Below are 24,959 nucleotides of genomic sequence, written 5' to 3'. Positions count from 1 at the left end.
CCAATACCAGAGGGAACTTTAGCGGCCAGTGTGTGTCCATCAACGTCACAGAACGGTACCTTATTAATGACGAAACGCAAACATCCGGCGCTGATCCGCACGACCACAAAAGCTGCACTGCGCTGCCTTGTGTTTTTCTTCACGCTACTGGGGCTGTCCACACCCGTTCTGGGCCAGGGAACAGGTTCATTGTTCGGCGGAAGCACCGATTTCCTGCCGGTGGACCAGGCCCTGCCGTTTTCGTTTTCAAATGGCCCCGATGGTGTCCTCCTCAACTGGAATATCGCCCCCGAGCATTACCTGTATAAGGGCCGCGTCAGTGTCACCAGCCAGACACCAGGCGTTACTTTAGGCCAGCCGGAATTTTCCTACCAGGGCACGGATACCGAAGACGACTTTTTTGGAAAGGTGACAGTATTCTATGACCCGGTACAGGCGAAGGTGCCGGTCAATCTTCCCGATGGGGTCCGGGAGGCGCAGCTGGAAGTGACCTATCAGGGCTGCGCCAAGGCGGGCCTTTGCTATCCACCACAGACCCGGGATGTACTTTATTACGCGGGTTCAACGCAATCCGCCTCTGCTGGCGGCAACCCGCCGGTGCCGGCGACCAACACAAGCACGCCGGCGGCGGCAAGCGACACGAGCACCGCCACCGGCCTGGCCGGATTTCTTGCCGAACAATCCACACTGGTGATCGCCGGCCTGTTCCTGCTTCTTGGCCTGGGCCTGACCTTTACACCCTGTGTCCTGCCGATGGTGCCGATCATTTCATCGCTGGTTTCAGGGCGTAATACCCGCACCACGAGCCACGCCCTGCTGCTGTCGGTCAGCTACGTCCTCGGCATGGCACTGACCTACGCCGCCGCCGGGGTCATTACCGGGTTGCTCGGAGCCAGCTTCAATCTTCAAGCGCAGCTTCAGTCGCCCTGGGTTCTCGGGGTGTTTGCAGGGCTTTTCGTGGTGTTTGCCCTATCCATGTTCAACCTGTACGAAATCCAGTTGCCACGATTTATCCGCGAACCGCTGAACGACGCCAGCCAGAAACTGACCGGTACTCGCCTGTTCAGTATTTTCGGCATTGGTTCGCTGTCCGCGCTGATTGTCTCGCCCTGTGTATCCGCCCCCCTGGCAGGAAGTCTGCTTTACATCAGCACCACCCAGGATGCTGTTATTGGTGGCGTCGCCTTGTTCGCTCTGGGGCTTGGCATGGGCATTCCACTGATTCTGGTAGCGGTTGGTGGACGGAAACTTTTACCGACCACCGGTCCCTGGATGAATGTGGTCAAAGCATTCTACGGTGTGATGCTGCTGGCCGTCGCGATCTGGCTGGTGGAACGGCTGGTGCCGGCCTGGCTGGCGCTGACACTCTGGGGACTGCTGGTTGCCATCACCGGCGTTCAGCTGGGCGCTTTTGATGCCGCCAGAGCCGGTTGGGAGCGCACCCACAAGGGATTCGGCCTGATCATGTTTGCCTATGGTCTGGCACTTCTGGCCGGAGCGGTCACCGGCGCCAACGATCCATTGCGACCGCTGGACCCACTAATGGCGGCCCAGCCTTCGGGCGGCGCAAAACCGGCAAATACAGTCAGCCACGCCGAGTTCCTCAGGGTAGAATCGCCAGCGTCGATCCGCAACGCCATCCGCAATGCCAGCCTGAACAACACACCGGTCATCCTGGATTTCTATGCTGACTGGTGTATCTCCTGCAAAGTCATGGAGCGCAACGTATTCAGTGATCCACAGGTCACCGAGGCAATGGAACCCTACACTCTGCTGCAGCTGGACATGACGGAGAACACACCCGAACAGCAGGCGATGCTGAACGAACTGGGGCTGTTCGGCCCGCCAGCGATCCTGTTCTACAGTGAGGGGGGCGAAGAGCTTGAAAATGCCCGGGTGCTGGGGGAAATGGATCGGGACCAGTTCCTCGACCACCTTGGGCGACTCAGCCGCCCCGGCGTATGAAGAAGAGGAATTCCCCGTCTTTCTCCACGCTCTCCAGCAGCTCATGGTTCAGAAACTGACAGAAGCGCGGAATATCACGAGTTGTGGAGGGGTCTGTCGCAACAACCTTCAGTATCTGTCCTTCACTGACCTCCTCGATCCGGTTGTGCAGTAGCATCACCGGCTCCGGGCAGAATAGCCCCCGGGCATCCATTTCTTCATCCCACGACCGGTCGCCGCTGCGCGTTGCGGAACCTGCTCCGGAATTTTCGCCTGAATTCGCACTCACTGTGGTCTCCAGATTAAAGGCTGATTTTTCAAAAATACGTGCTAAATTATTGTTTATAGATGTCTAAATAAACAGAGGTGAACAATGATCCGGGTACTGATTGAACGCCATATCGCTGAATCTCTGGAGCCTGTGTACGAGGAAAGATCCCGCAAGATTCTCCAGCGTGCCGTCAGTGCGCCAGGGTTCGTATCCGGCGAAACTCTGGTGGACACTGATGACCCGAACCACCGCTTTACCCTCGCCAATTGGCGTTCCGAGGCGGACTGGCAACGCTGGTACGGGTCCGATGAACGCAAATATCTCATGGCGGAACTGGTTCCCATGATGGATCGGGACGAGGTAATTACCGTTCTCCAGCATGCTGGCTGAACGACAGATCAGTCGACCCGCTCGATGAAACAGGTGATCTCTTCACGGTCATGGTACAGATGACGGGCATTGACCCGGAAATTCATGCCACTCTGGCCCAGACCGGTTTCCAGAATCTCTTTGCAGATCACCCATTCATCATATCGTTTTTTCATGGGCAACTTCAGATTGAAAACCACGTAACGGCAGAGCTTTTCGGTCAGCCATTCAACCACCATGGCCGTGGTTCGCCTTGGATGATCGACAATATCGCATACCATCCAGTCGACGCCGCGACGGGGTTTCCACTGGTAGCCGTCTGCCTGGATATGAGTCACCTGACCTGAAGCCATCAGCTCCGGATTCATTGGGCCGTTGTCCACGGCGGTAACCAGCATGCCCTGCTTGACCAATTGCCAGGTCCAGCCACCTGGTGCCGCCCCAAGATCCACGGCCTGCTTGCCGCCACCCAGATAATCCAGTTCCTTTCCCCGGGGCAGGAATACCCGCCAGGCTTCCTCCAGCTTCAGCGCTGACCGGCTTGGTGCTGCGCCGGGCAATCGCAATCGGACAATCCCGCTAACGTACCTTGCCCGATTGCTGGCAAGGCTGATCCCCGCGACAACCCGCTCAAAGGAAAGCAGCAACAGCTCGAGTCTTGCCGGGGCAGCGGCGTCCGGATCCTGCCCGAGCTGACCGGCACCTCTGAGCGCTTTTGACAGCGGCGACACCCATTTCCGGGCGAAATTACCCAAATCATGATCGTCGTTCGCCTCGGTCAGCCTGATTTCAACGCGACTACAGTCAGGATATCGGCTTTCGGACTCCCGCAACGCATCAACAACGGCTCCCACACGATCCTCCCGTGGCAGCGCAATATCCGCCACAACCACGAACCAGTCCCGGACGAAAACCAGATCCTCCACGGCCAGGCTATCCAGCAGATCTGCTGCGGTCGCCGGGCCGGGCAGATTGAACAGCACAAACCCCGGCTGCGATCCCGGCTCAAAATAACCGAAAGCACCGACGGCAGCTGCGGCATCGGTTAATTCCCTGCCCGCATCCACCTCGAAACCCGGACGGCAGAATGCCACCAGCTGCTCCATCATCGGGCACCCCAGGGGCATAGCACATCAAAACCGCGCCCTTCACAACACTGGACAAATTTGTAACTGTTTAACAAACGAAACTCCCGTTATTGGCTACACTATTCTGCTTAATCCCGGCAGAGACAACAATAATGCAGTATCTGCGCTGCCTGCTTGCCTTTGCGGCCCTGATCGTGTCAGTGCCTGCTTCGGGCGCAGGTGCTGAACAGGGGGACGCCTGCCCCACACTTGATGCCAGCGATCCCGCCCAGCGACAGGCGCTGATGGAGTATGTCTGCTTTGTAGCCGCACCTCCATTGCATCCGGCCCACGGTGCCGGGCAGCCATCGCAGCTTCCGGCAGACCTGGACTGGCAATCCGCCGACGGGCACGACCTGGTGTTCAGTCAGACCGAATCGGTGTACTGGGTTCGAGTCAGAGTCGCAAACCTGTCGGACCTGCGCCAGCAATGGTACCTGAGGCTGAACTACCCGTTGCTCGATCAGCTCCGGTTCTGGATGGTCGGTGACAGTTCGGCCCAGGATCCCGAGAATCAATACATAGAGACCGGCGATCAGCATCCCTTTCATTCACGGGCGGTAGATTACCGATATTACCTGTTCCCCGTCACACTCGGAGCCGGTGACAAAGCAACCCTGACACTCAGAATACAGAGCGACGGCGCCCTGAACGTTCCGCTATCGCTTTCTACGCCTGACGACATTATCACTCGCAGCAACAACCTGACCCTGGCCCATGGTCTGTTCTACGGGGCCCTGACCATATTCGCCATCTTCAATCTGCTGCTCTACTTCAGCTCGGGAACCGTCTACTACCTCCATAACGCCTTCTACATGGCGTCACTGGCCATGTTCCTGTTCGCCATGGGCGGTTTCGCCAACCAGTATTTCTGGCCCGACAGTACCGGCTTTGCGAACACTTCCATTCCCCTGCTGGTTGCGATTTGCTGCCTTTCGATTACCCTTTTCGGCCGATCCTTTCTCGACATTGCGACCAATACCCTGTCTGACCGCCTGCTCAAGGCCCAGGCATGGACCAGCGTTGTCATGGCAATACTGGCGTTTGTGCTGCCATACAGTCTGTCGATCATGATCAATGCGGCTGTCGGGCTGCTCATCGTTGCAAGCCTTTTCATAACCGGTTGGATTCGCTGGTATGAAGGCTATAGTCCTGCAAAGTGGTACGTGCTGGCCTGGTCCGGCATGCTGGCGGGCACTCTGATCTATGCGCTCGCCGCATTCGGCTATATCGCGGACTTCATGGCCCGGGAGATTTTCATGCAGGTGGCGGTGGGCACCCAGGTTCTGCTGCTCAACTATGCGATCGTGCAACGCTGGCGCCTGCTGAATCAGAAGCTACTGGACGTAGAGCAGAACGCCCGAACTGAACTTGAGCACAAGGTTCATGAGCGCACCGCCCAATTGCGATCCACTATGCGGGAGCTGGAGAAGGCCAATCGGCAACTGGCTACTCTAAGCCTCAATGATTCCCTGACCGGGCTTCATAACCGCCGCCACATGGACAACCTGCTACCGGAGCTCTGCGCTGAAGCCCGGCGAACCGGACAACCGCTGACACTTGCCCTGCTCGACGCAGACCATTTCAAATCCGTTAACGACCGCTGGGGCCATGACTTTGGTGATGAATGCCTGAAGCACATCGCTAATGTGCTAAGCCGACATGTAAAACGGCCGCGAGATGTCGCCATCCGTTTTGGCGGTGAGGAGTTTGCACTGCTTCTGCCGGGAACTGAAGCCAGCGGGGCGATGGGCCTTTGTCAGCGCATCCTCGAAGATATGGAACAGAGTTCAATGACAACGCCCAACGGCGAGAGCACAACAATCACGATGAGCGCCGGTTCAGCCACACTGCAGCCCGGAGAAGACGAAAAGGGGCTTTTCCGACGCGCAGACCAGGCCCTTTATACCGCCAAAACCAGTGGCCGAAACCGCACCGTGCAGGCCCTGGAAGCAGGTTCGTAATCAACCCCTAACTGCCATGAAGCCGGCCGCTATTCTCGCAGCGTTTGCGATCATCTGTTCCTGGGTTTCGGGCTGTCGCGCCAGGGGCCTGAAATCGTGGTCCGCCCCATCAAGCCAGTAAATTCCGCAGCTGTCGACTTGAACTAAAGGGCTGTCCTGCACCTCGCTCTGCTTGCCAAACGGATCCCGGGTGCCCTGAATAATCTGCACCGGAACGGCGAATCGCCCGAAATGCTCCACCCGCCAGCGATCAGGCTTGCCCGGCGGATGGAAGGGGTAGCCGAAGCAGACGCAGCCGGCCAGGATACCCGCCAGATCAGGCTCAGCTGCCAGCAGGCTTGCCATTCGGCCGCCCATGGACTTTCCCCCGATAAATATCCGGTCACCTTTTCTGGCGGGATCCTCAATGACCGCCCTGATCACATCACGAAACCGCGAAAGCAGCACAGGGGCGCGATCCGGCGGGCGCTTACGCCCGTCCTCCCGGCGGCGTTCCATGTATGGAAATTCGAAACGTACAGTTGCAACGCCTTCCGCACACAGAGCTTCAGACAGACGCTCCATAAACTCCGAGTCGGCCGGTGCCCCGGCCCCATGGGCCAGAATCAAAGAATTATTTTTTCTTTTACATTTATCAATTTTTTCTGGCCTGTTTTCCAGCAATCTTGCGACTGTCATTGCGGTCTCCCGATCAGTGGACTACATACAGAGTATCCCCGGATCTTTTTTACCATTGTCTACTCCGGCAACTACCCGCGCGAATTCTATAATACATTCGCCATCTTACTGATTTGGGCGGATTTGACAGAACACTCGGGGTCAACTAGCGCATTGCAAACGGCGGAGCGATTCTCCATACTTGCGCCCGCAGATTCCCTCACTCTGAACCCTCTTGGTAAGGCTATGACCACAGCAAATTCAAACCTGACATACAACTACAAGGTGGTGCGACAGTTCACCATCATGACCGTCGTATGGGGCATCGTGGGAATGGGACTTGGCGTGCTGATCGCAGCGCAGCTTTATTGGCCCGCTCTCAACCTTGACCTGCCCTGGACCCATTTCGGCCGCCTCCGGCCTCTGCACACCAATGCCGTAATATTCGGCTTTGGCGGAAGCGCGCTGTTTGCGACAGCCTATTATGTTGTTCAGCGCACGTGCCAGGCACGTTTGATTTCTGATGGCCTTGCAGCCTTCACCTTCTGGGGCTGGCAGGCAATCATTGTTGCCGCAGCCATTACCCTGCCCCTTGGCCTGACAAGCTCGAAAGAATACGCAGAGCTGGAATGGCCGATCGACATTGCCATCGCTGTTGTCTGGGTAAGCTACGCACTGGTATTTTTCGGCACCATCATGAAGCGCAGCACCCCGCATATCTATGTTGCTAACTGGTTCTATGGCGCCTTCATCGTCACCGTTGCCATACTCCACATCGGCAACAATCTGGCCCTGCCGGCCAGCGCTTTCAAGTCCTACTCGGCCTACGCTGGCGTAACGGATGCGATGATGCAGTGGTGGTATGGCCATAACGCAGTGGGCTTCTTCCTTACAGCCGGTTTCCTGGGCATGATGTACTACTTCGTGCCCAAGCAGGCAGACCGCCCGGTTTACTCTTACCGTTTGTCCATCGTCCACTTCTGGGCGCTGATCGCCACCTACGTCTGGGCAGGCGGTCACCACCTGCACTACTCGGCACTACCGGACTGGGCGCAGACCGCCGGTATGGTAATGTCATTGATCCTGCTGGCGCCATCCTGGGGCGGCATGATCAACGGCATGATGACCCTCTCCGGGGCCTGGCACAAACTGCGCACTGACCCGATTCTGCGCTTCCTGGTGGTATCGCTGTCCTTCTACGGCATGTCCACGTTTGAAGGTCCAATGATGTCCATCAAAACCGTGAACGCGCTCTCCCACAATACCGACTGGACCATCGGCCACGTCCACTCCGGCGCCCTTGGCTGGGTTGCCATGATCAGTATTGGCGCGGTTTATCACCTGGTTCCGAAACTCTGGGGTGTCCGGGAAATGTACAGCACACCGCTGATCAACCTGCACTTCTGGCTGGCCACCATCGGTACCGTTCTGTACATCGTCGCCATGTGGGTCAACGGCATTACCCAGGGTCTTATGTGGCGCGCAGTCAACGAAGACGGCACGCTCACCTACAGCTTCGTGGAATCCCTTGAGGCCTCCTACGGCGGTTATCTGGTGCGCTTCTTCGGTGGCGTTATTTTCCTCAGTGGCATGTTGATCATGGCATATAACGTGTACCGGACTGTGAACCAGAAAGAGCCCGCCACGAACGAAAGTGCGGCAGTACAGGCGGCGTAACGGGAGACTAGTCTGATGAAACACGACATTATTGAAAAAAACATTGGCCTGATGATCATCCTGATCATCCTGACCATCAGTGGCGGCTTTCTGGTGGAAGTAGTGCCCCTGTTCTTTCTCAAGTCTACCAATACGCCGGTTGAAGGCCTGGAGCCCTACTCGGCGCTGGAACTGGAAGGACGGGACATCTACATTCGTGAAGGCTGCCACGTTTGCCATACCCAGCAGATCCGCCCGTTCCGCGCAGAAACCGAGCGGTATGGACACTACTCCGTGGCTGGGGAGTTCACTTACGACCGCCCGTTCCTCTGGGGCTCAAAGCGCACAGGTCCTGACCTGGCCCGCGTTGGCGGCCGCTACTCCGATGCGTGGCAACGCCAGCACCTTTATGACCCGCGCAGTGTGGTTCCGGAATCGAACATGCCGTCGTTTCCCTGGCTCTTCGAAGACTATGTTGACCACACCAAGACAGCCGACAAGCTGAGAACCTTGCGCACGCTGGGGGTCCCCTACAGCGACGAGCAGATCAATAATGCGGCAGAACAGGTGGAAGGCAAGTTCGAGATTGAAGCGCTGGTCGCCTACCTGCAGCAACTTGGTACCGTGATTTCAGAGAAACGGTGATCCCGATGGATATAAACGACTTACGCGGCGTGCACACCCTGGTCATCATGGCCATGTTCTTCGGCATTATCTGGTGGGCCTACAGCTCCCGCCGCAGGCGTGCAAACGAAGAAGCAGCCCACCTCCCGTTTGATGATGAAGAGGTGGAAAAGCGTACTCTTGAACAGGAAAAGACGGAGAAAAAGCGATGAGTACCTTTTGGAGCATCTGGATCAGCGTAATCGTGCTCGGTACCGTATTTGGCTGCTGGTGGTTGCTGCACGCGACCCGCAAAGGGCAAACAAGCGATACAGAGACTGACCGCACGACCGGACATTCCTTTGATGGAATCGAGGAACTGGACAACCCGCTGCCAAAATGGTGGTACTACCTGTTTGTCGCCAGTTGTGTGTTTGCTCTGGTCTATCTCGCGCTCTACCCGGGCCTGGGCAATTATAAAGGCCTGCTGGGCTGGACCCAGGAAAACCAGTGGGAAACCGAGCAACAGCTTGCAGAAGCCCGTTATGGCGAGCTTTACGCCCGCTACGGTGGCACTCCGGTTGAAGAACTCTATACCAACCAGGAGGCCATGCAGATCGGACAGCGTCTGTTCGCCAACAACTGCGCCCAATGCCATGGCTCGGCAGCGCGCGGTAACATTGGCTTCCCGAATCTCACTGACGACGCCTGGCTATACGGTGGCAGCCCAGATGCCATCCTGCAGACACTGCACAATGGTCGTGCTGGCGCCATGCCTGCCATGGGCACCATGCCCAACATGACATCAGAGCAGGTCGATCAGGTGGTCAATTATGTGCTCAGCTTCAGCGGACGGGCTCAGGATGAAGAAGCAGCCAAACAAGGCCAGGAAGTCTACATGCAGGCCTGTGTGGCTTGTCACGGCCCCGATGCCAAAGGCAACAATAGCATTGGTGCTCCGAACCTGACTGACGATGCCTGGCTTTATGGTTCAACCTATGAGTGGATTAAAGAAACGGTTGTCAACGGCCGGCAGAACATGATGCCTGCGCAAAGTGGCCGCCTCTCGGACGATCAGATACAGATCCTGGCGGCTTACGTTTACGGTCTGTCGAAGTAATCAGTAACTGGAGCTTATGCTCCGGACAGGCTTGCCGGGTCGGAAATCGTTTCTGATCCGGTAAGCCGATTCCGCTGACATAACGCAGCGGACATCATCGGGAGGTAACGATGAACAGTGAGATTCCGGTCAAACAGATTGACCCTTCCTCTGGCGCCTCCGATAACAAGAACAACACCGGAACCGTAGATCTATACGCCAGCCGAAAGAAAATCTATGTGAGAGAGGTCAAGGGCTTCTTTCAGCGCATTCGTAATGTCAGCCTGGTCGCACTTATGGGAATGTATTTCCTGTTCGTGTGGATTTCAGTGGACGGTCAGCCGCTGATCTATTTCAACCTCCCGGAACGTGAGTTCCACCTGTTCGGCATCACCTTCTTTCCCCAGGACCTCATCCTGCTCTCCGGCTCACTGATCATCTGTGCATTCGGGCTGTTTTTCATTACCACCCTGTTTGGCCGGGTCTGGTGCGGCTACACCTGCCCCCAGACCGTGTGGACGTTTATCTTCATGTGGATTGAAGAACGCATAGAGGGAAGTCGCAATCAGCGCATAAAACTGGACAAGGCACCAAAGTCCGGCCGCAAAGTCGCGAAGAAATCCGCGAAACACGCCGCCTGGGGCCTGGTCGCGCTGGCGACCGGCCTTACTTTTGTCGGTTACTTCTACCCCATCCGGGAACTGATCGCCGACCTGTTCACCTTCCAGGCCGGTGGCTGGGCCTATTTCTGGGTGGCCTTTTTCACCGCAGCAACCTATCTGAACGCCGGCTGGATGCGGGAGCAGGTATGCCTGTACATGTGCCCCTATGCCCGCTTTCAGTCTGTGATGTTTGATCCGGACACCCGTGTGGTGTCCTACGATCCCAACCGGGGAGAACCAAGAGGCAGCCGAAAGAAAGGCATAGACCCGGCAGAAGTAGGGCTGGGCGACTGCATTGATTGCGGCCAATGCGTTCAGGTGTGCCCCACAGGGATCGACATCCGGGATGGTCTTCAGTATGAGTGCATTGGCTGCGCTCTGTGCATTGACGCCTGCGATGAGGTCATGGATAAGATGAATTATCCCCGCGGGCTGATTCGTTATACCACCGAAAACGAGCTGGAGGGCAAGCCCTCCAAGCTCATGCGTCCTCGCACCTTCGGCTACGGCATTGCACTGGTGTTGATGATCCTTGCGATGGGCTACACCATTGCAACCCGGGTGCCGGCCAAATTGGAAGTCGAGCGTGATCGGGGCGCACTGTTCAGATTCAACGGCCAGGGCCGTGTCGAGAACAGCTTCAGCGTCCGGATCGAGAATATGTCCGAGGTGCCGCAAACCTTCACCCTGTCGGTCTCCGGCATGGACGACATGCAACTGTTGACGGACAACACGATTACGGTGGACAGCACCGATATCCGCGCGCTTCCAACCGTTGTTGATGTCGACCCGGACAGTATTTCATCCGCCAGCAACACCATTACCTTTACCGCGACCTCGAAGACCGATCCATCGCTGGTTCTGGAAACTGAAAGCCGATTCCTCGGTCCTAATCGCTGAACGCATTCTGGAAAGCACTATGAGTAACGAAGAGATTATCAGCCCGTGGTATAAACAGCCCTGGTTCTGGTTCCTGCTGATTTTCCCCGGCGCCGCAATTATCTGGTGCATCAGCATGATCACCGTTGCCATGAATATCGACAGTTCCCTGGTCATGGACGACTACGCCAAGAAAGGCCGGGGTATTGCCCTGGAGCGGGCGAGAGACGAGACGGCGCGAACCATGGGCCTGGAAGCAAGCCTGGATTTCGACAGCAAATCCGCCAGCCTGACCATGGAAGCGGAAAACGGCACTGCCGACTTCCCCTATCTGGTGTTACAGCTCTATCACCCCACCCTGGCGGAGCGCGACCGCACCATACAGTTTCGCCCCAGCGGAAACGGGCAGTATACCGCCAGCCTGAATCAGCCCATCGACGGCCGCTGGTATTTTGACCTGCGCGGTCCGGACAACGATTGGCGACTGAAAGGCGAGGCCTACCTGCCCCTTTCCCAGAACCTGATACTTGGTTACCGGACTGACGATCGCGGGTGAATGCCTTGGCGTGTTTCCACTGTGGTGAGCCCGCCAATGGCAACCCACCAATCACACTGGAACGGGAGGGCAAGAACCACCATTTCTGCTGTGAAGGCTGTAAGGCCGTTTTCCAGACCATCAACGCTGAAGGCCTGAGCGGCTTTTACCGGTTCCGGACGGAACCTGCCGTTACCCCCAAGAAGCTGACGAACACCGAGATCGACCGGCTGCGCGAGCTGGACCACCCGCTGGTGCAGCAATCCTTTGTGAGCCCTGTTACCGCCGGTCAGGAGGCGACGTTGCTGGTGGGCGGAATCACCTGCGCTGCCTGCATCTGGCTGCTGGAACATCACATGGCGAAACAGGCCGGCGTGATCGCCTTCTCCGTCAACCACACCACCCGGCGTGCCAGGCTGGTCTGGGATGCCAGTCAGGCCCAACTCAGTGACTTGCTGATTGCCGTTCACCAGCTCGGCTACACCGCCAGACCGTATCAGGCGGACGAAGCGGAGCAGGCCCTGAAGACTGAAAACCGATCCGCCCTGATCCGCCTTGCAGTGGCAGGCATTGGCTCGTTCCAGAGCATGATGCTGGCGTTTCCGCTCTACTTCGAGCTGATCAATGACGTGTCGCCCGAGTTTGTGGATTTCTTCCGCTGGTTCAGCCTGCTGGTGGCTACACCCGTGGTGTTTTACAGCGCCCGTCCTTTTTTCTCCAACGCACTACGGGACCTACAGAGCAAACACCTGACCATGGACGTACCGGTTGCTACGGCGATCGGTCTTGCCTACGCCGCCAGCGCCTGGGTCACCGTGTTCGGGGGCGAAGAAGTCTATTTTGAATCGGTGTGTATGTTCACCTTCTTCCTGCAGCTGGGCCGCTATATCGAAAGCCGGGCTCGCTACCGGGCCGGGCTTAGCGGCAACAGTCTGGCCGGCTTCCAGCCAACAGTTGCCAACCGGATCAGTGGCCCCAAAGCCGGACTGGTACCCATCCATGAGCTACAGGCAGACGACATCATCCGCATCCGGCCCGGAGAGACGCTGCCGGCAGATGGCGTGATGACCAGTGGCCAGACCACCCTGGACGAAGCCGCGCTAACCGGCGAGTACCTTCCGGAAACCCGCGGACCCGGCGACGAGGTCCACAGCGGCAGCATCAACGGCGAACATCCCTTCGAAATGAGAGTAACCAGGGCCGGCGCCAGCACACGCCTGTCCGGCATCCTAAGAATCCTGGATCGGGTTCAGGCGGAGAAGCCGCCGGTGGCTCACCTTGCCGATCGCCTGGCCGGGCGCTTTGTTGGCCAGGTACTTTGGATCACCCCACTCATCGGCCTTGGCTGGTGGTTGGCGGGTGCCGACAATGCCTTTGATATCATGCTGTCTGTGCTGGTGGTGACCTGCCCCTGCGCCCTGTCGCTGGCTACGCCCACCGCCATTACCTCCGCCACGCTGAGGCTCCGACGGCAGGGCTTTTTGCCAACCCGGGGCCATACGCTTGAATCCATGCATGGCGTTGACACCGTTGTATTCGATAAAACCGGCACGCTGACCCGGGGTGAACTTCGCATTACCGGCACCGATGCTTTCACCGACATGCCCGCACAGGATTGCCTGCGCCTGGCCGCTGCTCTGGAGCAGGCATCGGAACATCCCATTGCCCGGGCCTTTACCGCCCGCCCCGCTGCCAGAGCAGACGCGGTCCGGAACCACTTGGGAGGCGGATTGTCGGGACAGGTTGAGGGGCTTGATCTGACGATCGGGCACCGGGAATTTGTGGAGAGCCGCACCATAGGGACGCTTCCTGCGGTCGCCACCGGCGATGGCATGGAAATCTGGCTGGCGACGCCCGAATGCTGGCTGGCAAGATTCACCCTGGACGATGAGCCCAGGCCGGATGCGGCGGAAACGATCCGGGCATTGCAGGATCGCGGTTTGCGCACCCTTCTGCTCAGCGGAGACCGGTCCGCCCACGTTGCCAGAATTGCGGCGCTGCTGGGCATTGACGAGGCCATTGGCGAAGCCTCACCGGAGCACAAGCTGTCGGTTCTAAGGCGTTTAATCGACGAGGGCCACCGTGTCATGATGGTGGGAGACGGGCTGAATGATCTGCCGTCCATGGCAGGGGCCCGGGTATCTGTGGCCATGGGCGGCGCGGCGGATCTGACCCAGCTGAATGCGGACGCGGTGCTGCTGAGCGGGCGGTTGAGTGAACTGCCTGAAGCGCTGGTGATCAGCGGCTCCATGCGCCGGGTGATCCGTCAGAACATGATCTGGGCTCTGGGATACAATGTGTTTGCCCTGCCCCTGGCTGCCGCTGGATTTGTGCCCCCCTGGCTGGCAGCCATCGGTATGTCGGCGAGTTCACTGGTGGTGGTACTGAACGCCCTTCGCCTCAGTCGCGCCAGGCCAAAGCCGCTCAGGCAGGACGCTGACGCACAACCTTCTGCAACCTTACAGGCTGGCCTATGAAAATCGTGATGGTACTGGTTCCGCTGATGCTGATTCTGGTGGCGTTTGGCGTCGTGCTGTTTTCCTGGGCGGTGAAAAACGGGCAGTACGACGACCTTGAAGGCCCGGCCCACCGAATTCTGTATGACGACGATGAGGACCGGATTCCGGAGGAGTCCCGCCAGCCAGACGAAACCACAGCGTCACAGGAAAGCAGCCGGGACGAGGACAATAGCCGCACCTGATGGAAAATGAACTCGTTCTCAGCTATTCCAGTGCCTACCTGATCGGGCTGATGGGCAGTACGCACTGCCTGAGCATGTGTGGCGGCATCAGTGCCTCCCTGTCCATGGCCCTTCCCGTGGGTGCCGGTTACCGGCGGCGCCAGACCCTGATGCTGCTGGCCTTCAACAGCGGTCGCATTGCCAGCTATGTACTGATCGCCACGCTGGTGGCTTTTCTCAGCACCCAGGCCGCCGACCAGTACGCCAGCCTGGGGCCAGTCCTGCGGTCCATCGCCGGAATTCTGCTGATTCTGATGGGCCTTTCCATGGGGCAGTGGTGGCAGGGCATCCGGTATGTGGAGCGGCTGGGAGCGCCGGTGTGGCGTAAGGTCTCTCCCATGACCCGACACGTAATGCCGGTGAATCGGGTCTGGAAAGCACTGGCTCTTGGCAGCCTCTGGGGCTGGCTGCCCTGTGGGCTGGTCTACAGCACACTAGGCTGGGCAGCGCTGCAGCCGTCGGTCCAGAGTGCCGCAGGCACCATGCTGTTTTTCGGTCTGGGCACCCTGCCCTCCATGCTGGCCACAGGCTATGCTGCCAGCTGGATCAACCGGCTCAAGGGCCACACCCGATTCCGCCAGCTGGGCGGAGTGCTGCTGATCGGCTTCGGGCTATGGACCCTTCCCTTTATAGGTTCAGGACATTGAGCCGGCCGTAGTCGATATGCTCCGGCTCGGCCTGTTCCACTCCACCCGCATTGCCTGACGCTTTGCGCTCGCCGCGTTTGAAGTCGTAAAGGGTGTTATCCGCCAGATGGGAGGGCTCGACGTTACACATGGCCTTGAACATGGTTTCCAGCCGTCCGGGATGCTGTTTATCCCAACTCTGGAACATGTCCTTGATCACCTGACGCTGAAGATTCTCCTGTGAGCCACACAGATTGCACGGGATGATTGGAAACTCCTTCATCGTCGCGTAACGGGCCAGGTCCTTCTCCCGACAGTAAGCCAGCGGTCGGATCACGGTATTGCGGCCATCATCACTATGCAGCACCGGCGGCATGGATTTGAGCTTGCCGCCGTAAAACATGTTCAGGAACAGGGTTTCCAGCATGTCGTCGCGGTGGTGTCCCAAAGCAATCTTGGTAATACCGTGCTCTTCCGCGAAATTGTAGAGAATGCCCCGCCGAAGCCGAGAGCAAAGACCACAGGTGGTCTTTCCTTCTGGTATCTTGTCCTTGACGATGCTGTAGGTGTCTTTCTCAATGATGTGGTATTCGATCCCCAGGGCGGAAAGATACTCAGGTAACACTTCCTCTGGAAAACCCGGCTGCTTCTGGTCGAGATTCACCGCAATCAGCTCGAAATCCACCGGCGCGCTTTTCTGCAGGCTCATCAGGATATCCAGCATGGCGTAGGAATCCTTGCCGCCACTGAGACAGCACATCACCCTGTCGCCCGCCTCAATCATCGAGAAATCCGCAATCGCCTGTCCGGTTTCCCGTCGCAGGCGCTTCTGCAGCTTGTTGAATTCGTGTTTCTGCTTTCGCTCTGTCTCGGACAGGGCAACAAATTCGGGCGTGGCGGTTAAAGCATCAGACATAAGCACATCGTTAGTCGGTTCAGTTGGCGCAGAATTATACGCGTGCCGTAGCAGGGAACAAACCCGCGCCGAGGCCTTTCCTGATATGTAAAGGTCGCATAGGATATAGCCATGAGCCAACTGGATACCCAAACCCACCAGGACGAAAAGCTCCGATTCCAGGTACAGCACCTGTCGATCGCTGTCGAGCGTATACTACGGGAAAATCCCCTGGGGATTAACGAGCTGAATCTGATCAAGGCCCTACAGCGACCGCCCTGGGAGCTGATCGGGACCGTCAATTATGCCGAACCGGACAAGCTTTATCCGGTTCATTTTCTGGTTTTCCACGTTCTTTACCGGCTCAGGGACCAGCTTGCCCAGTCGGGGGAAAGGCTCAGTATTTCACCGCTGCTTATCCGCCTGTCCCGGGAGGATGTGGTCAGCAGTACCGGAGCCGTGGGGGAAGTCGACCAGCTGCGGGCGTTCTATCTCGACCTGTCCAAATACCAGCTGCCGGAATCCTCCATATTCCAGATGATGGACGATTTCTGGTCAGGCCGCGCCGGGCGCCAACCGGCCCGACAGGAAGTCAACGATGCCGCTGATGTTCTCGGCTTCGGCCATCTCCCCGATTCGTTCGAGGATGTGAAGTATCGCTTCCGACGCGCGGTCATGCAGGCACACCCTGACCGCGGGGGCGAAACCGAAACCATACAGAACCTGAACCAGGCATTCGGCGTACTCAAAGCACATTTCCGACAGACCAGAACAGGAAACACCCTATGACCAGATCTTCTACGCCATCCCTCGTCATCGCGGGCATCATGGCCGTGACGGCCTCTCAGGCAGGCGCTGACCTGGTGGTTCTGCAGTATCACCACGTCAGTGACACCACGCCCTCATCTACCAGCACCACTGTATCCCTGTTCAGGGATCAACTGGATCTGATCGAGGAACTGGGACTGGAAGTGGTGCCGCTTCAGCAAGGCACAGAGCGGGCACTGGCCGGAGAACTGGAAGACACGCAACAGATTGCCATCACCTTCGATGATGCCTACCTGTCGGTCTACGACACCGCTGCCCGGATGCTGGACGAAAAAGGCTACCCCTACACAGTATTTGTTAACACCGACGCCGTTGGGCGAAGGGATTATATGACTTGGGCTCAGCTTGAAGAGTTTCGAGACGACAGCAGCGTGACCATCGCCAATCACAGCAAGGATCACGGTCACCTGGTCCAACGCCCGGATGAATCCCGGCAGGCCTGGCGGCAACGCATTGAGCTCAGTCTGGACGGTGCGCAACAGGCTCTGGATGAAAAACTGGGCACACAGGCCCCGATGTTTGCGTACCCCTACGGTGAATACAGCGAACCGCTCGAAGCCATGCTCGATGAACGCGGCTGGTACGGTTATGGCCAGCAGTCCGGCGCGATCGGCCAGACATCGGACGGCACGCGGCTGCCCCGGTTCCCCATGGCCAATACCTACGGCCAGATAGAGAACCTGGAAACCAAGCTTACCAGCAGGGCTTTTCCCGTCGACGCCGCAAAGTTGCCGGACGGTGTGATCAGCGAGAACCCGCCAACGCTGACCTTCCCGCTTCCCGAGACAATGAGCGCAAGCCGGCTGAGCTGCTTTGCGTCCGGTCAGGGCCGGGTGGATTTCACTATCAGCGACGCGGGCGACGTTGTGGTGTCTGCACCGAAACCGTTCGACAGCCGACGGTTCCGTTACAACTGCACCTATCCGGCAGGCGATGGCAACTACTACTGGTTGTCCCAGCAGTGGCTGGATCTCAGCCAGCCGGAAGACTGAGCCGCAGTCTGCTATTGATGGATGTGTTTCAGCCCCAGTTCACCAGTGCGCTGATGAGGAATGGCCCGGGGCCCATAGCGGGTCTCAATCACGGTTTGCCCGGCGGCGGCTCTCGACGTGGTGTAGATCAACATCCAACGCTCGCCGCGGCTGGGAAAAACGGGAACATGGAATCTCAGATAGCCATGCCGGGACCAGGACTCGGGCGTGAACTCGGTGACCATATCGGTCACCAGTCTTAGTGGCCTGAATTTGGCGTCCAGGAAGGCGAGCGAGGGCACAAACAGGCCCTTCTGATCATAGGACCTTAGCCTGACTACAAAGTCTTTATCCGCAGGAAGGCTGACCAGCTGATAGTGGCTGGTTCCGGTGATGAATTCATGCGTCGGCGAGGCGTCGGTTACATCAACCCCGAATTCCCGTCCGGGCTCCCATTCCACAGGATCAGACCGGTCCAGTTCTTCACAACATACAGCAGCCCAGCGCTCGAAATAAGGCGCGACACTGTCATCCAGCCCCAGAACGGCAGCCGCCAGCGGGTCTGCATCGGCAGGCAGGTCAGCGTCGGCGGGGGCTGTGCTGGTCTGGTAGATGCTGGCTTCCGTCAGTTCAATCGGTGGCTCGATTTCCCCTTTCTCCACGGCCGTGCGGGTATCCGGACGGTAATAACTGACCCGGACATTGCCCAGAGCATCGCGCCAGGTAAAGTAGGGTTCGGGATCTCCCGGGCGGATAAAGCCGCGCTCGGCAAGGGCATTGCCATCGGGGTAGTTCTTGAGATTGTATTCGTCGTGGGTGTCTTCAGACTGTTGTACCGGCGTCTCCGACGGTGGGCTTTCCTGGCCGGCCGATGGCTCGGTGCGGGGTATTACCGTCTGGCGCACCTGTCCCTGCTCGTCTACCCAGGTGAAATACTCCTCATCGGCTCCGGCCGGCTTTTCTCCGGACAGCTGGCAGCCTGACAGCAACGCCGCCGCCAGAGGCAACACAATCAGAAAACGGCTAGACATTCAGACCACCACCTGCAAGCTCGCTGCCGGTTCAGAATTTGGTACGGAAGCTCAGCCCCGCGACCACGGCCCGCAGCGATGTTTTTACATCAAGCCCCGCATAGGGGTTATAGATAATGTTGGTGATGTTATCGCAGTTCAGGTTGCAGCTGCCATTGGCCGGGATGGTTTCGATGGATTGCAGATAACTGAGGTTCAGGTCGATCTCGGTATCCTTGTCCCAGCGATAGCCCATGCCCACGCTGTAGAGGTTGGCGCCACCGAACGGTGCCAGGATCTGACGCTGATCATCGGGAATAACCGAATCCCGGATTTCCACACCCGCGCGCAGATCCAGACGCGGCGAGGCATGGAATTCCATCCCGAAAGCCCAGTTCCACTGATCGGTGAAGCCCATCGGCAGGCTCAGAGTGCTCTGCGTAGCATTGGTGGAAAGAATCCGGGCGGCGCCCAGAAACTCCAGATTGCGGTCGAAGCGCAGGTTAAATGAATCCCACTGGGCGAAATCCGTCCAGCCAATATCGGCGTTCAGAGTCAGTTTCGGATGAACGTCGACGCTGATGCCGGTCTGGAAATGCTGTGGATAGGTCAGATCCATGGAAACGTTCCCCGCTTCCCGAGGCGCACCGGACGGCAGACTGAGAATAGCGGAGGAGATGGCACCCAGAACCGAATTGTTCAGCCGCTGCCAGAAGCCCGACCAGTCCTCGGTGTACTGGATTTCAAATGTGCCCTTCATGTTCATGCGGGCTTCGGAGGTATAACTCGCCCCCCAGCTGAACCAGTCCCGCGGCTCCCACATGACGCCAAGAGCATAGGTGGGAGAAACCGTCTCCTGCAGGTTCAGGCTCAGCACACCGATATCATCCCACGGGCCAATGTTGCCGCCACAGAGCGCCAGCCAGGGCTGCAGGGGCTCGTCGCCGCTTTCACAGTTGAACGCGGTCTGCAGTGTCTCCGCCACGCCCAACAGCAGGTTAGGGGCGCGCATGTACTGATCAACAGCCAGCCCCATGTGGGAAATATGAATGCCACCGCCCACCGACCATCGGTCGTTGATCTTGTAGCCGATGGTCGGCGACAGGTAGGTAGTACGCTGCAGCGCCGTGGCCTGTGGCATGTATCGGCCCGGGTCGTTCTTTTTACGGTAGAAACCCGCCGCCATCGGCAGATAGAACATGTTGCCAAAGGTCAGCTTGGACCCGGGCGGGTTGATGCTGATGCCCGCCGATGGCGCAACGGCCGGTCCCGGGGGTGCCCGCAAAATCCCGAAGCCGGGTACATAAAGCGCCACATTGTTGGTGTGACTGCTGGAGTTTGCCACCGGATCCCGCTGCTTGCCGGTCATGGGGTCTGTCTCAAGGCCATCAATGCCAAAGATTTCATAGCCTTCAGGTGCGGAAAAATCAGCGTCGATGTCCAGATAGACGTTCATCAGGTTCACTTCAAGCTGACGTCCATCTAGCTTGGTGAGACCCGCCGGATTGTAATGAATAGCCATTAGCCCGGGAGGGTCCGCCGTAACCGCGTTGCCAAGGGCCAGGGCCTTCGGATGCAAGGTCAGGTTCTGTGTCAGCTGAGCCTCTGCGCCGCCCGACAGTGATGCCGCCAGCAGGGCTGCAAGCATCCTTTTCTTGTGGCTGGTCGTTACCATGGTGTTTTCCCTTCCCGTAATGCGTCAGAGCCTTCAATCACTCTTTAAGTCCAGAAAATTCAATAGGCATGGACACGCCAAGGGAAAAATCAGGGGCATCTTCGGTGAGACCAATACCAAGACTGGTGTTCACGATGGTGGTATCGCTCAGACGCGTGCCGAGAGACATGTTAAGAAAGCCGGTCATCTGATCCTGGGCAACCGCCTGGGAGTCATCGGCAAAGGTCAGCACGGTTTCGTCGTTGTAGCTGATCTGCCCGGAAATACTCAAGGAAATGTCATAGGACAGTGAATAGGCGAAACCGCCGGAGCCGGACAGCCCAAACCCGGGAGACACCTCAACCAGGCGTCGGCCACCACGAACCTGATCAAGGTCAGTGGCGTCAAAATTGTAGCTGAGACTGGCTGAGCCAAAGATAACCACGGGATCCAGCACCTTGGAGAGGCTTACCCCGCCCGAGATGCCGTAATAGCCGCTGCCACTGGAAAGCTGCTCGTCTATGTCTATCTCGTAGGGACTGACACCGGTCTTGCTTGAAAACGAGCCGAAAAGCGTGGTGGACATCTTCCCCGGCACATAAGGAAACGGCTGCCAGCGGGCCGTCGCTGACACATCACCCACGTCATAAAGGCTCAGCTCGTCCTGGGTATCGTACTTGACCACCAGCGGAAAACGGGCGCCGACGGTGAGGTTATCGAGCAACCCGTAATCGTAGGAGAAAGAGTTGGTGAAGTTGTGGGTTGCCGTGGGCGTAATGTCCAGTTGGCGGATGCTGCCGTCGCGAATTTCCGCATCCAGGCGCTGATCACCCATGTAGGTGTAATTGAATGAATAGTTGAGGGCGTGGGTTCCCTTTTTCTGCAGCGAATAGTTGTTCTCGGCCGCCTGAAAAACCTCCTCAAGCTGCTTCGCAGAATCCTCGTCCCCTTCCTGGCGGGCAAGCGCTTCCCTCGCTTCATCAACATTCCCTTCCTGCGACAGTGCCATGGTGGGTAAAAGGCCAGTCACGGAAAAAAGGATAAAAACTCGCATAACCCAACGATTCATCCTGACTCCCTTATTCTTACGAGTATTGGTTCCTGTACCCCGGATAGTCCGGGAACGTTAGTTCCGACGATAGAACAGCTCTTTCTGGGTATTCTCGACAGTGCCATCCGGATTGTTCTTCTGACGTTCCAGCATGTTTCGTATCCGGCGTTCCGTTGCCTCATGAAATTCCGGTATTTTGTGCAGCGCCATCAGCGTCAGCGTCTGGTCGTCTACATAACGGAGGTCTTCTTCTTTTAGCTCCAGGCTATCAAGGGGCTTGTCGCCACCCGGGAACACGATAAACAGCACGTTGTCGTCCCATTTTTCCTCGAACTGAGCGAGCGTGAAGGACAGATTGCCCACCGCCGGATCGGCAATGAAAACCCGACCCTCGCGGATGGTTCTCAACACGACAAAGTGCTTGAACCCGGCGTGCTGTATGGGAACGATCGCCGGGTGGTCCAGATCGACCAGGTCTTCAATGGTTGCCCGGAAGCCACCGGAGGGATAACCCAGCGCCGTCACCAGACGCTTCATATCCAGCATGGAAAACGCACGTCGCTGAACGATCCGCTCTTTCTCGCCGTAATGAAGCAGGCCTTCCATGACTTGCCTCTCGCCCAGTGACCGCCCGAGATAGAAATTCAGAACGGTGGTCAGTGCCGCGCTTCCGCAGCTATAGTCATAGGCCTGGCGGACGATGTTGCGGAATTTCTGCTCGACAAGGGGTTCGACTCGCGTGGCAGTTCTCAACTCGATCGGGCTTGCGTCGATATCCTGCTCGATCACAATGGCGCCTTTCTCATAAGGCTCTACAACCACAGCCTCCTGGGCCATGGTGAAAGAAAGGATTGAACCGGCGAGTACCAACAGCATGGTTAGACGAAGTCCCTGTTATTATTAGACATGACCTTTTCCGAGTTACATCTTGTTACGGTAAGATACCGAATTCGTTACTCTCTTAAAGATAACTGTGCCTCAAATCTGTCGGTGCAGAAGGCGCCCCGTCGCCGTGTTTTGAGAACTGGTTCATGACACTTTCAACCCTGCTGCCCACGGAGAAACACTGAATGCTCTATACCACCATTGCTGCTCTGGCTGCCGCCCTGCTCCTGTTCACCTGGCTGGGGCTCAGAGCCAGACTGGCTGATGGCGGGCTCGATGATTTTGTCACGGCGAGGAATTCACAGGGTTCCCGAGCGCTTGGCCTCTCTTTTCTGGCATCGGGCATGGGCGGCTGGATTCTGTTTGCACCGCCAGAGATAGGAGCTTTGGTGGGTCCGGTGGCTCTCGCGGGCTATGCCATTGGCGCCGCACTGCCATTTATCGTCTTCGGACTCTGCGGGCCGGCCATCCGGCGCTATCTGCCTCAGGGCCGCAGCATCGGTGAATTTGCCCAGGCCTGCTACGGCAACACCGTACGCCGCTATGTGTCGCTGATTTCCGTGCTATATATGCTCTGCTTCCTAACCGCGGAACTGACCGCCATTGGCGCCATCACGTCACTGCTTTCAGATGTGAACGGCAATCTGGCGGTGCTGGGCGTTGCCATCGCGACACTGGTCTACACCGCATGGGGCGGCCTGAGGGCGAGTATTGTCACGGACCAATGGCAGGCGGCGCTGCTGATTGCTCTGCTTGGTATTGTGGGTTTCGCGGTGGCCGGTCAGCTACCTGAACTGGAGTTGTCAGAGATGCCGGCAGCGCCGGTGGGAAGCGCAATCGGAGTGGCCGTTACCCTGATTATTGCGGTCACTGCGGCCAACCTGTTTCACCAGGGTTACTGGCAGCGGCTATGGTCTGCTCGGGATGTTGCATCTCTGCGCAGCGGCGCTGTCATTGGCGGGCTGGCGACCATTGTCGTGGTCGCTGTGGTGGGTAGCTTTGGCATCGTCGCCGCCACCAGCGGCGTGGACCTGGGGTCGCCTCCCATTCCCTTCTTTGCCCTGCTGGCGGGAGCCTCGCCCTGGCTGGCGCTACCGGCCCTGATTCTGGCGCTAACCCTGGTGGCCTCTTCAGTGGATACCCTTCAGAATGCGTTTGCGTCTCTTGCCGTTACGGAAAAGCAGGGGCTGTCACTGGCGTCGGCCCGCTGGATTACCGTGGTACTGATGATTCCTGTGGTGCTGGTTGCGCTGGAGGGAATCTCGGTTCTGAGACTGTTCCTGATTGCGGACCTGCTGTGTGCAACGGCGATTGTGCCGGTTCTGATGGGGCTTTGGCGCCGGATGACAACACAAGCCGCTGTAATGGGCGGGCTTGCCGGCCTGGCCGGCGCCATCGCCCCCGGCTGGATCGCCGGAGGCAGCCTGGTGGCGGGCCTTGAAGCTGCCAGCTTTCCCGGCGCGATTCCCACACTCTGGCCGTTTGTCGGCGCATTGGCGGCATCGGCACTGGTCAGCCTTGCGCTGGCACTTCTTAGCCCGGCAAAAGCTCGATAGGATAGCGGATGGTCATGGTCTCGACGCCGGGGCGCTCGCCAAAGTTAACAAGCCGCAGACGGTTGCAGATCTTCTGTTCAAGCTTTGGCTCGTCCACGGTGGAGGACACCACATCACAACTTGAAACCGCACCGCTTTCCTCGATCACCAGCTCCGGTGTCACGTTGCCCTGCAGCGAAGGCTGACGCCGCAGTTCCCGGTAGTAGATACTGAGGATAACGGACTTGTTCTGGTCCAGCGTGCGCTCCACCGCTTCCCGGGTCCGGGACTGTTTGGCCACTTCCCGTTCGCGTTCGGTTTTCCGGGCTTCGGCGACAATTTCTTTGGCCTGCTCCACTTCCGCCTGCTGACGCTCAGCAAGCGCAATCTGCTTGCTCTCCTGACTCAATTGCGTTTCATCAACGCCGGCACTGCGGCCAGTATTGGCCCTCTGCGCTAGGGTATCACCCGTCTTGCGGGCGATGGGTTCCGCGGTCACGGTCGACGGTGCATCAAGTTTCACTGACTTGCCCAGAGTTGCCAGTTTTGAAAGCTCGTCACCCATGGCGAGAATACCGGTGTTTCTGGCCTTCTCCCGCGCTTTTTCCACTTCCTGTTCGCTGGGTTCAGGTGCTTCGACAATCTCGGCTTCCGGCTCGGGCGCCGGTTCAGGTTCAGGCGGAGCCGGCTCGGGCTCGGGTTCAGCCTCAACAATCTGCGGTTCCTCTTTCACCGGCTCCGGTTCCGGCTCGGGTTCAGGCTGCACCGGTTCAGGCTCGGGCGGTGGTGGCGGAGGCGGCTCCTGCTCGACCACCAGCCGGGCCAGCTGCGGAGGCAATGCCTCCCGCTCGGCACGCTCGACTTCCGGCAGCTTCACCCAGCTTACATACGCTGCCACCAGCACAAATAAAGGCACCAGTAGTAACGAAACCGACAGCAGGCGTTTGCGCTCGCCGCTCTCCCGGTTCCAGGGCAATCCCTGTCGATACTGAGACACG

The 24,959-nt window shown here is 58.1% G+C and carries 24 protein-coding genes; 15 read left to right on the top strand and 9 right to left on the bottom strand.

All coding sequences use genetic code 11. The features are described from left to right. The first annotated feature begins 66 nt into the window (after window positions 1-66). On the top strand, window positions 67-1,965 hold the full coding sequence (dsbD, locus tag FPL19_RS13275) for a protein-disulfide reductase DsbD (RefSeq protein ID WP_150913025.1): 1,899 nt from the start codon (window positions 67-69) through the stop codon (window positions 1,963-1,965). Here the strand turns inward: dsbD and tusA are convergent. Next, window positions 1,946-2,158, bottom strand: coding sequence for a sulfurtransferase TusA (tusA, locus tag FPL19_RS13270; RefSeq protein ID WP_150914227.1), 213 nt, complete (start codon window positions 2,156-2,158; stop codon window positions 1,946-1,948). The two genes, dsbD and tusA, sit on opposite strands and share 20 nt — an antisense overlap. A gap of 159 nt (window positions 2,159-2,317) precedes the next feature. On the opposite strand from tusA, the gene FPL19_RS13265 reads away from it, so the two are divergent. Then, on the top strand, window positions 2,318-2,605 hold the full coding sequence (locus tag FPL19_RS13265; RefSeq protein ID WP_150913024.1) for an antibiotic biosynthesis monooxygenase family protein: 288 nt from the start codon (window positions 2,318-2,320) through the stop codon (window positions 2,603-2,605). Between the two features lie 8 nt (window positions 2,606-2,613). On the opposite strand, the gene rlmM is transcribed toward FPL19_RS13265, so the two are convergent. Then, window positions 2,614-3,690: a 23S rRNA (cytidine(2498)-2'-O)-methyltransferase RlmM gene (gene rlmM / locus FPL19_RS13260; protein WP_150914225.1), complete on the bottom strand. Its 1,077-nt coding sequence runs from the start codon at window positions 3,688-3,690 to the stop codon at window positions 2,614-2,616. 134 nt (window positions 3,691-3,824) lie between these two features. Between rlmM and FPL19_RS13255 the strand changes: the two genes are divergently transcribed. Next, a complete protein-coding gene (locus FPL19_RS13255; protein ID WP_150913023.1) occupies window positions 3,825-5,675 on the top strand; it encodes a sensor domain-containing diguanylate cyclase in 1,851 nt (616 codons plus the stop codon). On the opposite strand, the gene FPL19_RS13250 is transcribed toward FPL19_RS13255, so the two are convergent. Next, window positions 5,676-6,284: an alpha/beta fold hydrolase gene (locus tag FPL19_RS13250; RefSeq protein WP_225314424.1), complete on the bottom strand. Its 609-nt coding sequence runs from the start codon at window positions 6,282-6,284 to the stop codon at window positions 5,676-5,678. A gap of 294 nt (window positions 6,285-6,578) precedes the next feature. Here FPL19_RS13250 and ccoN point away from each other — a divergent pair, with 294 nt between their 5' ends. The 9 genes from ccoN (at window position 6,579) to FPL19_RS13205 (ending at window position 15,153) form a co-directional block, all read left to right on the top strand. Continuing rightward, the gene (ccoN, locus tag FPL19_RS13245) at window positions 6,579-8,009 is read left to right on the top strand and encodes a cytochrome-c oxidase, cbb3-type subunit I (protein WP_150913021.1); all 1,431 of its coding nucleotides are present in this window, start codon (window positions 6,579-6,581) and stop codon (window positions 8,007-8,009) included. A 15-nt stretch (window positions 8,010-8,024) separates the two neighbouring features. Further along, on the top strand, window positions 8,025-8,633 hold the full coding sequence (gene ccoO, locus FPL19_RS13240) for a cytochrome-c oxidase, cbb3-type subunit II (protein ID WP_150913020.1): 609 nt from the start codon (window positions 8,025-8,027) through the stop codon (window positions 8,631-8,633). A gap of 5 nt (window positions 8,634-8,638) precedes the next feature. Then, window positions 8,639-8,824 (top strand): cbb3-type cytochrome oxidase subunit 3, encoded by a 186-nt coding sequence (locus tag FPL19_RS13235; RefSeq protein WP_150913019.1) that lies wholly within the window; start codon window positions 8,639-8,641, stop codon window positions 8,822-8,824. Continuing rightward, the gene (gene ccoP, locus FPL19_RS13230; protein ID WP_150913018.1) at window positions 8,821-9,711 is read left to right on the top strand and encodes a cytochrome-c oxidase, cbb3-type subunit III; all 891 of its coding nucleotides are present in this window, start codon (window positions 8,821-8,823) and stop codon (window positions 9,709-9,711) included. Before FPL19_RS13235 ends, ccoP begins: the two co-directional genes overlap by 4 nt. Before the next feature lie 110 nt (window positions 9,712-9,821). After that, window positions 9,822-11,252 (top strand): cytochrome c oxidase accessory protein CcoG, encoded by a 1,431-nt coding sequence (ccoG, locus tag FPL19_RS13225; RefSeq protein WP_150913017.1) that lies wholly within the window; start codon window positions 9,822-9,824, stop codon window positions 11,250-11,252. Window positions 11,253-11,271: 19 nt separating this feature from the next. After that, window positions 11,272-11,787: a FixH family protein gene (locus tag FPL19_RS13220; protein WP_150913016.1), complete on the top strand. Its 516-nt coding sequence runs from the start codon at window positions 11,272-11,274 to the stop codon at window positions 11,785-11,787. Then, window positions 11,784-14,243 carry a heavy metal translocating P-type ATPase gene (locus tag FPL19_RS13215; RefSeq protein ID WP_150913015.1) on the top strand — a complete coding sequence of 820 codons (2,460 nt, stop codon included), beginning with the start codon at window positions 11,784-11,786 and terminating at the stop codon, window positions 14,241-14,243. Before FPL19_RS13220 ends, FPL19_RS13215 begins: the two co-directional genes overlap by 4 nt. Continuing rightward, on the top strand, window positions 14,240-14,467 hold the full coding sequence (gene ccoS / locus FPL19_RS13210; protein ID WP_150913014.1) for a cbb3-type cytochrome oxidase assembly protein CcoS: 228 nt from the start codon (window positions 14,240-14,242) through the stop codon (window positions 14,465-14,467). The genes FPL19_RS13215 and ccoS overlap by 4 nt, the downstream gene beginning before the upstream one ends. Then, on the top strand, window positions 14,467-15,153 hold the full coding sequence (locus FPL19_RS13205; RefSeq protein WP_150913013.1) for a sulfite exporter TauE/SafE family protein: 687 nt from the start codon (window positions 14,467-14,469) through the stop codon (window positions 15,151-15,153). The genes ccoS and FPL19_RS13205 overlap by 1 nt, the downstream gene beginning before the upstream one ends. Here the strand turns inward: FPL19_RS13205 and ttcA are convergent. Then, window positions 15,134-16,048 (bottom strand): tRNA 2-thiocytidine(32) synthetase TtcA, encoded by a 915-nt coding sequence (ttcA, locus tag FPL19_RS13200; protein ID WP_150913012.1) that lies wholly within the window; start codon window positions 16,046-16,048, stop codon window positions 15,134-15,136. The two genes, FPL19_RS13205 and ttcA, sit on opposite strands and share 20 nt — an antisense overlap. A 111-nt stretch (window positions 16,049-16,159) precedes the next feature. Between ttcA and FPL19_RS13195 the strand changes: the two genes are divergently transcribed. Next, entirely contained in the window at window positions 16,160-16,816 is a 657-nt protein-coding gene (locus FPL19_RS13195; RefSeq protein ID WP_150913011.1) for a DNA-J related domain-containing protein, read from the top strand. Next, window positions 16,813-17,847, top strand: a complete 1,035-nt coding sequence (locus tag FPL19_RS13190) for a polysaccharide deacetylase family protein (RefSeq protein WP_150913010.1) — start codon at window positions 16,813-16,815, stop codon at window positions 17,845-17,847. The genes FPL19_RS13195 and FPL19_RS13190 overlap by 4 nt, the downstream gene beginning before the upstream one ends. Before the next feature lie 11 nt (window positions 17,848-17,858). Here FPL19_RS13190 and FPL19_RS13185 read toward each other — a convergent pair whose 3' ends face one another. The 4 genes from FPL19_RS13185 to FPL19_RS13170 are packed head-to-tail and all read right to left on the bottom strand — an operon-like array spanning window position 17,859 to window position 22,417. Further along, window positions 17,859-18,857: a MalM family protein gene (locus FPL19_RS13185; protein ID WP_150913009.1), complete on the bottom strand. Its 999-nt coding sequence runs from the start codon at window positions 18,855-18,857 to the stop codon at window positions 17,859-17,861. Between the two features lie 31 nt (window positions 18,858-18,888). Further along, window positions 18,889-20,511, bottom strand: a complete 1,623-nt coding sequence (locus tag FPL19_RS13180; protein ID WP_150913008.1) for an OmpP1/FadL family transporter — start codon at window positions 20,509-20,511, stop codon at window positions 18,889-18,891. A 37-nt stretch (window positions 20,512-20,548) separates the two neighbouring features. Next, window positions 20,549-21,559: a transporter gene (locus FPL19_RS13175; protein ID WP_150913007.1), complete on the bottom strand. Its 1,011-nt coding sequence runs from the start codon at window positions 21,557-21,559 to the stop codon at window positions 20,549-20,551. 57 nt (window positions 21,560-21,616) lie between these two features. Continuing rightward, on the bottom strand, window positions 21,617-22,417 hold the full coding sequence (locus FPL19_RS13170) for a C39 family peptidase (RefSeq protein ID WP_150913006.1): 801 nt from the start codon (window positions 22,415-22,417) through the stop codon (window positions 21,617-21,619). Between the two features lie 194 nt (window positions 22,418-22,611). Here FPL19_RS13170 and FPL19_RS13165 point away from each other — a divergent pair, with 194 nt between their 5' ends. Continuing rightward, window positions 22,612-23,982 (top strand): sodium:solute symporter family transporter, encoded by a 1,371-nt coding sequence (locus FPL19_RS13165; protein ID WP_150913005.1) that lies wholly within the window; start codon window positions 22,612-22,614, stop codon window positions 23,980-23,982. Here the strand turns inward: FPL19_RS13165 and FPL19_RS13160 are convergent. Beyond that, on the bottom strand, window positions 23,960-24,958 hold the full coding sequence (locus tag FPL19_RS13160) for an AgmX/PglI C-terminal domain-containing protein (RefSeq protein ID WP_150913004.1): 999 nt from the start codon (window positions 24,956-24,958) through the stop codon (window positions 23,960-23,962). The genes FPL19_RS13165 and FPL19_RS13160 overlap by 23 nt on opposite strands. Window position 24,959: the final 1 nt, after the last annotated feature.

The organism is Marinobacter halotolerans (assembly GCF_008795985.1).
Taxonomy (GTDB): Bacteria; Pseudomonadota; Gammaproteobacteria; order Pseudomonadales; family Oleiphilaceae; genus Marinobacter; species Marinobacter halotolerans.
The sequence above is the reverse complement of the archived record's forward strand: the minus strand, read 5'-3'. Positions and strand labels throughout refer to the sequence as shown.